General features: G+C 71.9%; 11 protein-coding genes. 7 read left to right on the top strand and 4 right to left on the bottom strand.

The annotated features are described in order from the left end of the window. Nucleotides 1-965, bottom strand: a 965-nt coding sequence (locus tag ABD151_RS19900) for an AraC family transcriptional regulator (RefSeq protein WP_343996600.1), incomplete at its 3' end; no start/stop codon positions are given. Nucleotides 966-1,036: 71 nt separating this feature from the next. Between ABD151_RS19900 and ABD151_RS19895 the strand changes: the two genes are divergently transcribed. The 3 genes from ABD151_RS19895 to ABD151_RS19885 are packed head-to-tail and all read left to right on the top strand — an operon-like array spanning nucleotide 1,037 to nucleotide 4,587. Then, the gene (locus ABD151_RS19895; RefSeq protein WP_343996599.1) at nucleotides 1,037-2,536 is read left to right on the top strand and encodes a flavin-containing monooxygenase; all 1,500 of its coding nucleotides are present in this window, start codon (nucleotides 1,037-1,039) and stop codon (nucleotides 2,534-2,536) included. Beyond that, nucleotides 2,533-4,209: a GMC family oxidoreductase N-terminal domain-containing protein gene (locus ABD151_RS19890; protein WP_343996598.1), complete on the top strand. Its 1,677-nt coding sequence runs from the start codon at nucleotides 2,533-2,535 to the stop codon at nucleotides 4,207-4,209. The genes ABD151_RS19895 and ABD151_RS19890 overlap by 4 nt, the downstream gene beginning before the upstream one ends. A gap of 30 nt (nucleotides 4,210-4,239) precedes the next feature. Beyond that, the gene (locus ABD151_RS19885) at nucleotides 4,240-4,587 is read left to right on the top strand and encodes a zinc ribbon domain-containing protein YjdM (protein ID WP_343996597.1); all 348 of its coding nucleotides are present in this window, start codon (nucleotides 4,240-4,242) and stop codon (nucleotides 4,585-4,587) included. A 6-nt stretch (nucleotides 4,588-4,593) separates the two neighbouring features. Here the strand turns inward: ABD151_RS19885 and ABD151_RS19880 are convergent, their stop codons facing one another. Further along, the gene (locus ABD151_RS19880; RefSeq protein WP_343996596.1) at nucleotides 4,594-5,241 is read right to left on the bottom strand and encodes an SDR family oxidoreductase; all 648 of its coding nucleotides are present in this window, start codon (nucleotides 5,239-5,241) and stop codon (nucleotides 4,594-4,596) included. 228 nt (nucleotides 5,242-5,469) lie between these two features. Between ABD151_RS19880 and ABD151_RS19875 the strand changes: the two genes are divergently transcribed. Next, the gene (locus tag ABD151_RS19875; protein WP_343996595.1) at nucleotides 5,470-5,811 is read left to right on the top strand and encodes an ankyrin repeat domain-containing protein; all 342 of its coding nucleotides are present in this window, start codon (nucleotides 5,470-5,472) and stop codon (nucleotides 5,809-5,811) included. 75 nt (nucleotides 5,812-5,886) lie between these two features. Here the strand turns inward: ABD151_RS19875 and ABD151_RS19870 are convergent, their stop codons facing one another. Together ABD151_RS19870 and ABD151_RS19865 are read right to left on the bottom strand one after the other, a co-directional pair. Continuing rightward, nucleotides 5,887-6,669, bottom strand: a complete 783-nt coding sequence (locus ABD151_RS19870; RefSeq protein ID WP_343996594.1) for a 2-keto-4-pentenoate hydratase — start codon at nucleotides 6,667-6,669, stop codon at nucleotides 5,887-5,889. 72 nt (nucleotides 6,670-6,741) lie between these two features. Continuing rightward, a complete protein-coding gene (locus ABD151_RS19865; protein ID WP_343996593.1) occupies nucleotides 6,742-7,380 on the bottom strand; it encodes a hypothetical protein in 639 nt (212 codons plus the stop codon). A gap of 112 nt (nucleotides 7,381-7,492) precedes the next feature. Between ABD151_RS19865 and ABD151_RS19860 the strand changes: the two genes are divergently transcribed. From ABD151_RS19860 to fdhD, 3 genes are all read left to right on the top strand, one after another. Continuing rightward, nucleotides 7,493-8,170 carry an ABC transporter domain-containing protein gene (locus tag ABD151_RS19860; protein ID WP_343996592.1) on the top strand — a complete coding sequence of 226 codons (678 nt, stop codon included), beginning with the start codon at nucleotides 7,493-7,495 and terminating at the stop codon, nucleotides 8,168-8,170. Further along, nucleotides 8,167-10,104, top strand: a complete 1,938-nt coding sequence (locus tag ABD151_RS19855) for a YhgE/Pip family protein (RefSeq protein WP_343996591.1) — start codon at nucleotides 8,167-8,169, stop codon at nucleotides 10,102-10,104. The genes ABD151_RS19860 and ABD151_RS19855 overlap by 4 nt, the downstream gene beginning before the upstream one ends. Before the next feature lie 65 nt (nucleotides 10,105-10,169). Beyond that, nucleotides 10,170-11,060: a formate dehydrogenase accessory sulfurtransferase FdhD gene (fdhD, locus tag ABD151_RS19850; protein WP_343996590.1), complete on the top strand. Its 891-nt coding sequence runs from the start codon at nucleotides 10,170-10,172 to the stop codon at nucleotides 11,058-11,060. Nucleotides 11,061-11,287: the final 227 nt, after the last annotated feature.

The raw sequence follows: 11,287 nt of genomic DNA, 5'->3' as shown, positions 1-11,287 counted from the left end.
CCGAGGCGCTGGGCGACGTCCTCCACCGAGAGCAGGCCGGTGTCGAGCAGCTGCACGGCCAGCGTCTCGCGGACCTCGTCGAGCAGGCCCTGGTAGCTGGTCCCCTCGGCGACGAGCCGGCGGCGCAGGCTGCGCTCGCCCATCCCCAACGCAGCGCAGACCTCGGCCATCGGGGCGCCTGCCGCCAGCCGCTGGGCGATCAGCACCCGCACCTCGTGCGCCAGCCCGGTGCGCTGACGACGTCGCGAGACCAGGTCCGCACACATCGCCTCCGACAAGGTGTGCGCGGACCCGCCTCCGCTGGGCAGCCGCTCGGCAAGCAACGTGGCATCGAAGCGCAACCGGTTGCACCCCGCGCCGAAATCGGGCGTCCGCTGGAACAGCCGGGTCGCCTCCGCCACCTGGCCGGCCGGCGGCAGCGGGCCGGCGAAGGAGATCGCGGCGGCCTCCAGACCCCCGGGACGCAGCTGGTCCAGCACCTTCCACACCGCGGTGAGATCACGCTGCACCAGGAAGTCGCGGACGTCGCTGGGCAGCGCCGAGTCGTCGAAGTCGACGACCACCGCACCCTGCTCCAGCCTCGGCTCGGGGATCGCGAAGGTGAAGCTCAGGTCGAGGAAGCGCAGCGCCAGGTTGGCTGCCTCGCCCAGGGTCGCGGAGGAGAGCAGCGCGAAGCCGAGCACGCCGAAGGTCTCCGCCCGGTACCGAGCCCCGAGCGCGATCGGGCTGACCCCGGGAGCCGCCGTGCGCAGGTTGCGCACGACCCGCAGCTCCTGGCGCGCCGTGACCAGCCGCTCCCCCGTGTCGAGGTCCTGCACCGACAGCCCCGTCCCGGCGAGCATCGCAGCCGCGGCGACACCCTGCTCCACGCCCACGCCGACCACGAGCGTGACCCCGGCCGGGTCCCGCGCGAAGTCCCACGAGAGCGCCGCCGGACGCTCCAGGTCGAGGCCATCGGTGGACATGTCCGAAATTGTGGATCAGATGGCCGCCGTTGTCTGCCCCTCGCCCGAACTCGCTGCCTACGCTGCCGCTCATGAGCACGCAGCCCTCGGTCCTGATCATCGGCGCCGGCCTCGGCGGCATCGGGGTCGCCGCGCATCTGGCCCGCGCCGGATTCGACGACGTCACCCTGCTCGATCGCGGCGACGGCCCCGGCGGCGTCTGGCGCGACAACACCTACCCGGGCGCGGCCTGCGACGTGCCGTCCTCGCTCTACTCCTACTCGTTCGCACCCAAGCCCGACTGGGGACGCCGCTACGGCACCCAGCCCGACATCCTCGGCTACGTCCACGCCCAGGTCGACGCGCTCGGCCTGCGCCCGAGGATCCACACCGAGCAGCGGGTCGTCTCCGCCACCTGGGACGCCGACGCCCTGCACTGGCGCGTGGTCACCGACGCCGGTCGCGAGTACACCGCCGACGTGCTGGTGCCTGCCACCGGCCAGCTCTCCGACCCGGTGATCCCCCGCATCGACGGCGCCGCGAGCTTCGCCGGTCCTGCCTTCCACTCCGCACAGTGGCGCCACGACGTCGACCTGACCGGCAAGCGCGTGGCGGTGATCGGCACCGGCGCCTCGGCGATCCAGTTCGTCCCCGCGATCGTCGACGACGTCGCCGCGATGACCGTCTTCCAACGCTCGGCGCCGTACGTGGTGCCGAAGCCGGACCGTGCCTACACGCGGCTGCACCACGCCGCGTTCGCCGCGGCGCCCCGCAGCCAGGCCTTCGGCCGCACCCTCACCTGGGTGCTGTCGGAACGCCTCAACGCCGCGATGGAGAACGGCGGCGTCCTGCCGAGAATCCTCAAGCAGGCATGGCGTGCGCACCTGCGGCTCACCGTCAAGGACCCGGCCAAGCGCAAGAAGCTGGTGCCGGACTACCCGCTCGGCTGCAAGCGCCTGCTCTTCGCCAACACCTGGTACCCGGCGATCGACCGCGACCACGTCGGCGTCGTCACCGAGCAGATCACCGCCATCGAGCCGGGAGGGGTGCGCACCAGCGACGGCACGCTGCACGAGGTCGACGTGCTCATCTGGGGCACCGGCTTCGCGGCCACCGACTTCCTCGGCGACCTGGAGGTGCGCGGCACCGCCACCACCCTGCAGCAGACCTGGAGCCAGGGTGCCCACGCCCACCTCGGGATCACCGTGGCCGGATTCCCCAACCTGTTCTGGGTCTACGGGCCGAACACCAACCTCGGCGGCGGCAGCATCGTGTCGATGATGGAGGCCCAGGCCGGCTACATCACCCAGGCCGTGCAGCGCCTCGCCGGCCACGCCGCACACGGTGAGCGCGCCGCGCTGGAGGTCCGGCCCGAGGCAGCGGAGCGCTACGACGCCGAGATGCAGCGCCGGCTCGGCGACTCGGTCTGGAACAACTGCGCCAGCTGGTACCGCACCGCAGGCGGCCGGATCATCAACAACTGGCCGGGAACGGTCGCTGAGTACCAGCGCCGCACCGGCCGCCTCGAGCTCGCCGACTTCACCGAGACCGTCGCCACGCCCGTTCCCGGAAAGGAGAGCACCCCCGCATGACCCACTACGACGTGCTGATCGTCGGCTCCGGATTCGGCGGCTCGGTCTCCGCTCTGCGGCTCAGCGAGAAGGGCTACTCCGTCGGCGTGATCGAAGCCGGCCGCCGCTTCGCCGACGACGACTTCCCCTCCACCTCCTGGAAGGCCCGCGACTACCTGTGGGCACCGGCCCTTGGCTGCAAGGGGATTCTCCGTGCCACCCTGCTCAAGGACGTGCTGATCCTCAGTGGGGCCGGCGTCGGCGGCGGCTCGCTGGTCTACGCGAACACGCTCTACGAGCCCCCGGCCGCCTTCTACCGCGACCAGCACTGGGCGCACATCACCGACTGGGCCGCCGAGCTCGCCCCCGCCTACGACCAGGCGAAGCGGATGCTCGGCGCGACCACGTACCCCAAGGTCTCCCCCGCCGACGAGGTGATGCGCTCGGTGGCCGAGGACCTCGGGGTCGGCGACACCTTCCACCCCACCGAGGTCGGCGTGCTCTTCGGGGATCGTCCCGGAGCGAAGGTGGCCGACCCGTTCTTCGGTGGCGCCGGGCCCGAGCGCACCACCTGCACCGACTGCGGCGAGTGCATGACCGGCTGCCGGCACGGCGCGAAGAACACCCTGATGAAGAACTATCTGCACCTCGCCGAGCGGGCCGGAGCCCGGGTCCATGCCGAGACCACGGTCACCGACGTGCGCCCACGACCGGAAGGCGGCTACACCGTGCACACCCGCCGGACCGGCGGCATCCGGCGTCAGGAGCTCACCGCCGACCAGGTGATCTTCGCGGCCGCCGCCCTCGGCACCCAGCGCCTGCTCCACAAGCTCCGCGACCGGGGCAGCCTGCCCGCGATCTCACCGCGCCTGGGCGAGCTCTCGCGCACCAATTCCGAGGCGATCCTGGCCGCCCGCTCCAAGCGCGACGACGTCGACTTCACCCGCGGCGTGGCGATCACCTCCTCGATCCACCTCGACGAGCAGACGCACGTCGAGCCGTGCCGCTACGGCAAGGGCTCCAACGCGCTCGGGCTGCTGATGGCGGTGCTGACCGACGTCGAGCACGGCCGCAACCGGTTCGTGCTGGGCCTCCAGGAGATGTGGCGCCGCCGTCGCGACCTGCGCCGCCTGCACGATCCGCGCCGGTGGTCCGAGCAGACCATCCCGCTGCTGGTGATGCAGAGCGCCGACAACTCGCTGACCACCCGGACGGTACGCCGTCCGTGGGGACGCCGGATGACCACCCAGCAGGGCATCGGCGAGCCCAACCCGATCTGGCTGCCCCAGGGCCATGACGCCGCCCGTCGCGTTGCGGAGAAGATCGACGGCGTCGCCGGCGGCACCTGGGCCGACCTGGCGAACGTGCCGATGACCGGCCACTTCATCGGGGGCTGCCCGATCGGCCTCACCGCGGCCGAGGGTGTGGTGGACCCCTACCACCGCCTGCACGGCCACCCGGGCCTGCACGTGATCGACGGCTCGGTGGTGGCCGCCAACCTCGGCGTGAACCCGTCGCTGACGATCACCGCGATGGCCGAGCGGGCGGTCTCGCTGTGGCCGAACAAGGGCGAGCCCGACCAGCGCCCGCAGCCCGGCACCGGCTACCGGCGGCTGGCTCCGATCGCTCCGGCGACTCCGAGCGTGCCGCCGCTGGCACCGGCCGCCTACCGGCTCGCGATCTCGCCGCTGTGAGCCGACGGCGGGACACTAGAATCGCCGCTCGTGACCGACCAGCTGCCCCCGTGCCCCTCCTGCGCCAGTGCCTACGCCTACGAGATGGGCGATCTGCTGGTCTGCCCCGAGTGCGCCCACGAGTGGTCACCCGCCGAGGCCGCTGAGGCCGCGGACGCCGCCCAGATCCGCGACGCCGTCGGCAACGTGCTGGCCGACGGCGACACCGTGACGATCATCAAGGACCTCAAGATCAAGGGCGCAGCCGGCACGATCAAGGTCGGCACCCGGGTCAAGGGCATCCGGCTGATCGACGGGGTCGGCGACCACGACATCGACGGCAAGGTGGACGGGTTCGGCCCGCTGCAGCTGAAGTCCAGCGTGGTCAAGAAGGCCTGAGGCCGCTCAGGCCCCGAGCGCCTCGGCGATCGGCGTCGCGCCGTTGTTGAACTCGATGGTGCGGTGGTGGGTCGACGGCTGGTGCAGGACCTCCGCCACCACCGCCGCGACGTCAGCCCGGCTCACCGCGCCCTTCCCCACCCCGGCGCCGGTCTCGATCAGCCCGGACGGCGGGTCGAGGGTGAGCCGGCTCGGCCCCAGCACCGTCCAGTCCAGCGTGCTCGCACGCAGGTGCTCGTCGGCCGCCGCCTTGGCCTGGGCATAGGCGTAGAAGGAGTCCTCCGGCGGCACGCCGTGCTCCGGGCCGGCCCCGAAGTAGCTCACCATCACGAACCGCTTGATGTGGTCGATCTCGGCTGCATCGATGGTCCGGATCGCCGCGTCCCGGTCGACCGCATAGGTGCGCTCCGGGTTCCCGCCACCCGCCCCGGCCGACCAGACCACCCCGTGGTGGCCCTTGAGCAGGTCGGCGATCGCTGCGGTGTCCAGCTCCTCGAAGTCCGCGACCACAGGCTCGGCGCCGGTCGCGAGGACGTCCTCGATATGGGTGGGGTTGCGGAAGAACGACGTGACCTGATGCCCCTCCTCGGAGAGCAGGCGGGTCAGGTGCAGGGCCACTTTTCCGTGACCGCCGATCACAGCGATGCGCGACATGACCCCACGCTAGCCAATCCTGGGCACTGATCGCTCTCCGCGAACCGAGGAATCCGGACGTTTGCTCACATATGGGTACGTCTCGGCACGCAACCTGGCCGGCAGCGGTCCGGCGTCCGTGGCGAGCGCCGCCGTCAAGCCACGCTGAGCCGACGTCCCTTGCCACCAGCGCAGACGGTGGCATGCTGTGAGCAACGCAACAGCGCCCCGCCAGAAGGGAGCAACGCCATGTCCGCAGGTGATTGGAAGGCGTTGATGGAAGCCGTGGACGACGGCGACTACGACCTCGTCGAGTTCTACGCGGTGGTCGGAGTGGACGTCAGCCATGTGCATCCGGAGTTCCAGTGCACGCCGCTGGTCGCGGCGATCCTGGAGGACCAGGCCGAGATCGCGCTGCTGCTGCTCCAGCACGGCGCCGATCCCGAGCAACTGTCACCGCTCGACGAGATGACGCCGCTCCAGGCCGCGCAGGCGATGGACCATCACGAGGTGGTGGCCAAGCTGCTCGAGCTCGGGGCCCGTGCCGCGGAGCCCCCGAGCGACGATCCTCAGCACGCACCACGCTTCTGAGCCGCCCGAGGGCACCGCACCCGCCCAGCCAGGCTGAGCGGGTGCCGGTTCACGCTGTGGTCGGTGCGTGGTGCCTCAGGCGGAGAAGGTCGCGGTGGCCGAGCCCAGGCTGCTGATCGTCGCGGTGACGACCTGGCCCGGCTCGACCGGACGCATCGGGCCGAGGGCGCCGGAGAGCAGCACCTGGCCGGCGCGCAGCGGGACCCCGAAGTCACGGGCGTACTTGGCCAGCCAGGCGACCGCGTTGAGCGGGTCGCCGAGGCAGGCAGCGCCGTTGCCGGTGGAGACCTCGACGCCGTCGATGGTCATCGACATCTCGACGTCGACCGGCTCGAACTCGTCCAGGGTCCTGCGCTCGGTGCCCAGCACGTACAGGCCGCTGGAGGCGTTGTCGGCGACGGTGTCGCCGAAGGAGATGTTCCAGTTCTCGATCCGGGAGTCGACGATCTCGAGGGCGGCGACCGCGTAGTCGATCGCGTCGCGGACCTGCGCGATGTCCAGCGGGCCCTCGGCGAGGTCCTTGCCCAGCACGAAGGCGACCTCGGCCTCGACCTTGGGCTGCAGCAGGCGCGACATCGGGACGATCTGGTCCTCGGTGTACTCCATGTCGGCGAGCAGCACGCCGAAGTCCGGCTGGTCGACGCCGAGCTGGTCCTGGACCGCCTTCGAGGTGGCACCGATCTTGCGGCCCACGACCACGCCGCCGGCCTCGACGCGGGCGGCGATCAGCCGCTCCTGCACCTGGTAGGCGGCCTCGATGTCGTTCTCGCCGATCAGGTCGCGAACCGGGTCGCAGGGCGTGTTGGTGGAGATGGCCTGGAAGAGCCGCTCGGCAGCCGCGTCGATGTTGCTGGTCATGTCCCCATGCTGGCGGATGCCACCGACATCGCGAACCGCTGGGGTCCGCTCACCGGAACTTCGCCGTGATCCTCAGCCACGTCGGCGCCCCGAGCGCACCCAGATCAGCCCACCCGCAGCACCGAGCACCACGACCACGCCGACCGCGATCGGCCACCAGAGCGCCTGGTCCTCGTCCTCCGGGTCGTCGGCGTCCGCCTTCGGCGCTGTCGCCTCTCCCCCGCCGACGTCGGTGGTGCCGGTCGCGTCGTCGTCCACCGGGTGGGCGGCGCCGAGCGCCTTCTCGACCTCGGCGAGGTTGGCCGCGTCCGCAGCGACCGGCGGCGTGCAGAGGCCGACGTTGAGGCGCCGGTCGGTGGCGGCCCCCTCATTGAGGTAGGAGAACCAGATCATCCGGCCCTGCGGAACCTGGCCCAGCCCGCAGGAGGCCGAGCTGGCCTGGGTCTGCATCTGCACGGTGGCGCCGACCTCGCCGGCGTAGATCTCGTCGACCGCAACGGTGAAGGTGATCGGCTCCATGCCGCGGTCGGCCTGGCCCTTCACCGACCCCTCGACGACGGAGCCCACGAACGCGTAGTCGGAGCGCGCGGCCTGGTCGCCCAGCGTCGCCATCGCACAGGAGCAGGCGTGTGCCGGCGCCGCGCCGATCCCGATCGGGACCACCAACGCACTCAAGGTCGCCAGCAGCAGCCCTGCGATCACTCGTCCCATTGCCGTACCTCTTCTCGTGGGCAGCGCTGCGGACCCGGCTGGTCCGTCATCGGTGTGACGCCCCGGCCCGGCTGCCGGTTCCCCGGCGCCGGGGATGCGTAGATTCTTCATCGTGACCGACGACAGCGACGTCAAGACCGCGGACGCCGGCTCTGAGAGCCAGCCTCCCACGCTCTATGCCGACGATGTGGAGCTTCACCAGCCCCACCGGGTGCTGCTGCCGCGCACCACACTCGCCTGCGCTCCGGGCGAGGTGGTGGTGGCCTTGGGCCGGCCGGGCGCGGGACACACCGCGCTGAGCCTGGCCCTGGCCGGGCGGCTCGACCTCTCGTCCGGCCAGGTGACCCTCGGCGAGAGCCAGGATCGCGCGGTGCTGCAACGCGGCGTCGCGCTGGTCGACGTGCCCGGCGTCAGCGAGCCCGACGAGGGCGTTCCCCTGCACACCATCGTCGGCGAGGAGCTGGCGATGGCGCGCATGTCTGCGGGCCGCGCCGGCGTCGAGGAGGTGCTGGCCGAGTGCGGGCTCGCCGACGCCGTCGACCTTCCCTGGGGCGAGGTCCCTGCGCTGCCGCGGCTGCGGCTGATCAGCACCCTGGCCAGCCGACGCCCCGGAGTCAGCCACCTGGTGCTGACCTACCCCGAGCGGCACGGGCTCACCGCCGCTGAGCTGCGCGACGCCGTCCACCCGTTCGCCGAGGCCGGCCTCAGCGTGGTGGTGACCACGTCACGGGCGGTGCCGCTGCCGGACGCCGTCACCGTCACGATCGGCCCTGAGGAGGCACCCCGATGAACTCCCTGCGGATCGCCTGGACCGAGCTGCGCCGGATCACCGCCGGTCGGCTGCCACGGCTCGCCGTGCTCGCGATGATCCTGATCCCCTCGTTGTACGCGGGGCTCTACCTGTACGCGAACCACGACCCGTACGCCCGCCTCGACCAGGTGCCCGCGGCACTGGTGATCGCCGACGCCGGTGCCACCGGGACCGACGGCCAGCCGCTCGACGCCGGACGCCGGGTGGCCGACAACCTGATCGACTCCGACTCGTTCGACTGGACCGAGGTGGACGAGCAGGCGGCGCGTGACGGCGTCGAGGAGGGCCGCTTCGACTTCGCGCTGGTGATCCCGCGCGACTTCTCCCGCTCGCTGACCAGCGTCGGCACCGCCGACCCGCGCCAGGCCCGGATCAGGCTGGTCACCAACGATGCCAACTCCTACCTGTCGACCACGATCGCGAACACGGTGGTGGACAAGGTCCGCGACGCGGTGGCGAGTGAGGTCTCGGTGGAGGCGAGCCAGACCTTCCTGATGGGGCTGGCCGATGTCCGGGCGGGCCTGCTGGACGGGGCGGACGGCGCCGCGAAGCTGCGCGACGGGCTCGCGGACGCACACGCCGGCAGCAAGCGGCTGAAGGACGGCGCCGATCGGCTCGCGACGGGTGCCGGGGACCTGAAGGAAGGGGCCGGGGAGCTGCGCAGCGGGCTGAGCACGATGGCCGAGCAGGTCGAGGGGCTGCCGGCCAGCACCAAGAAACTGGCCCAGGGCGCGCGGAAGGTGGCGCAGGCGGACCAGCGGATCGCGGAGGTCGGCGACTCGGTCGCGAACGCGGCCGACCGCGTCACCCAGCGCTACGGCGAGGGACGCGACGACCTCACGGCGTTGATGGACGAGCAGGGGTTGACCGCCGAGCAGCAGCAGAGCCTGCTGGCGGTCTACGACCGGCTCGGCGAGCCGATCAAGGCGGCGGATCGCGAGGCGAGCAAGGTGAGCGGGCAGCTCGATGAGCTGGCCACCGGGGCGGGTCAGGTGGCCGACGGGGCCGACGCGCTGGCGACCGCCACGCCGCGGCTGGTGGCCGGGGTGGACGCGGCCGCAGCGGGGAGCCGGAGGCTGGCCGCCGGGGCGGGCGAGCTGGAGACGGGAGCAGGCACCCTCGCGGACGGCGCCGACGAGCTGCATGCCGGGCTGGGCAAGCTGAAGCGCGGCGCCGCCGACCTGCGCCGCGGACTGGCCGACGGCGCCGAGCAGGTGCCGGCGATGGACGCTGAGCAGCGGGCCGCGATCGCGGACACGATCGGCAACCCGGTCGACGTCCGCTCGCAGGCGCAGACCGATGCCGGCTCCTACGGCGCCGGATTGGCCCCGTTCTTCATGGCACTGGCCACCTGGATCGGCGGGTACGTGCTCTTCCTGGTGGTCCGCCCGCTGTCGAACCGGGCGTTGGCGGCCAACCAGACGCCGCTGCGGATCGCCCTGGGTGGCTGGCTGACGCCGGCGCTGATCGGGGTGGCCCAGGTGAGCGTGATGCTGGCGATCGTCGGCCTGGCGCTCGGCATCGAGCCGGCCAACGTCGTGGGGACCTGGCTCTTCCTGATCCTGATCACCGCGTGCTTCGTGGCGATCATCCATGCGCTGAATGCGTTGTGGGGAACGCCGGGACAGTTCCTGGGCCTGGTGCTGATGGTGCTGCAGCTGGTCACCGCCGGCGGCACCTTCCCCTGGCAGACGATCCCGCAGCCGCTCTATGTGGTGCACCACCTGCTGCCGATGAGCTACGCCGTGGACGGCTTGCGGCAGCTGCTCTACGGCGGGCTGGAGGCACGGGTGCTGACCGACGCGCTGGTGCTGGGTGCGTGGCTGGTCGCGGCGCTGCTGGTCACCGCGAGGGTGGCCCGCAAGCAGCGGGTGTGGACGCCGAAGCGGGTGAAGCCGGAGCTGGTGCTGTGAGCTGAGGCGACGGCGCACCCGCCGGTGGCAGAAGGTCGCCATGGGGCGGATGCTTGGATGGACCCATGGGCCTACGTTCCGACCGTCGCAGCGTGCTGCGAGTGCGTGCGGGCCGCGGTTCCCGGCGACCGGACGCGCTCGCCGTCGAGGAGCCGCTGGAGATCCGGGTGGGCGGCGCCTCTCGCGCGATCACCATGCGCACGCCGGGCGACGACTTCGAGCTGGCGGCCGGGTTCCTGCTGGCGGAGGGCGTGATCACCGGGCCCGACCAGATCGCGGGCATGCGCTACTGCGACGACGGACGCCCCGATCCGTTGCAGAACATCGTGGACGTGACGCTGCGACCGGGCGCGGGGAACGCGGGTGACGCGGCCGGCCCGGCGGCGTGTGCCGGACATGGCTCGACCGACGACGCGGCCCCCGAACGGGGTGTCGCTGTCGCGGCGCGGCGCAACCTGGTGACCAGTGCCTGCGGAATCTGCGGCCGCGAGAGCCTGGACGAGGTGCGGATGCAGGCGCGTTGGTCGTTGGGAGACGACGACGTCACGGTGCCGTTGGAGGTGCTGGTGGAGCTGCCCGAGCGGCTGCGCACCGCCCAGGCGGTGTTCGAGCGGACCGGAGGGCTGCACGCGGCGGGGCTGTTCACGGCCGACGGCGAGCTGCTGGTGACGCGTGAGGACGTGGGTCGCCACAACGCGGTGGACAAGGTGATCGGCTGGGCACTGACCCAGGGCCGGGTGCCGGCCCGCGGGCTGATCCTGCAGGTGAGTGGGCGGATCTCCTTCGAGCTGGTGCAGAAGGCGTGGCTGGCAGGAGTGCCGGTGTTCTCGGCGGTCTCCGCGCCGTCGACGCTCGCGGTCGACCTTGCCGGCGAGGCCGGCATGACGCTCGCGGGCTTCGTCCGCGACGGCGGCTTGAACCTGTACGCAGGCGCGGAGCGAGTCACCGGGCTCTGAGCGCTGCTCCGACTACCGCGCCGCCCCGGGCGTCGTGCGTCGGGGGCTTCGCACAGGCGTGACGCGCTTCAGCGTTTCGGGTTCTGCTGTTCGGGTTCATCGGCTCGGGGTTCATCGGCTCGGGGTTCATCGGCTCGGGGTTCATCGGCTCGGGGTTCATCGGCTCGGGGTTCATCGGCTCGGGGTGACCAGCACCGGCTCCGCCTCCAGCACCCGCAACCGCACCG

The organism is Nocardioides dubius (genome assembly GCF_039528155.1).
GTDB lineage: Bacteria > Actinomycetota > Actinomycetes > Propionibacteriales > Nocardioidaceae > Nocardioides > Nocardioides dubius.
Note: the sequence above shows the minus strand (reverse complement) of the source record. Positions and strands in the feature narration are given on the sequence as shown.